The organism is Phocaeicola sp. RTP21198st1_B8_RTP21198_201120, from assembly GCF_040929485.1.
Classification (GTDB): domain Bacteria; phylum Bacteroidota; class Bacteroidia; order Bacteroidales; family Bacteroidaceae; genus Phocaeicola; species Phocaeicola dorei.
This window is the reverse complement of the sequence record NZ_JBCOCI010000478.1, coordinates 1-262: the sequence shown is the minus strand read 5'-3', so window position 1 is coordinate 262 and position 262 is coordinate 1. Positions and strand designations below refer to the sequence as shown.

1 pseudogene is annotated in these 262 nt (G+C 40.1%); it reads right to left on the bottom strand.

Going from position 1 to position 262, the window contains the following annotated elements:
* Positions 1 to 262, bottom strand: a pseudogene (locus AB5935_RS27425) (heparinase); the annotation flags it as partial.

The following is a 262-nucleotide window of genomic DNA, read 5'->3' as shown; positions in this document are numbered from 1 at the left end:
AGCTATTCCTGCATAAAAAGCTTTATGTGCAATCTCAAGGTCGGCGTTCCAGGCTGGGGTACGAGCCATCATTTCTTGATTGCCCCAAGTTTCGTCCTCAGTGACATCCAGCAAAATCTCTTTTATTTTATCAGCATACTTCTTTTCATCCGTCATTAGAAATGAGAGTGCTAAATAGTCTATCTTATTCAATTGAGTTTTCTGCAATAGGTTATCGGCAGTTTTCCTGATTGAATTCCAAGCTTCAGACATTCGTGTATCC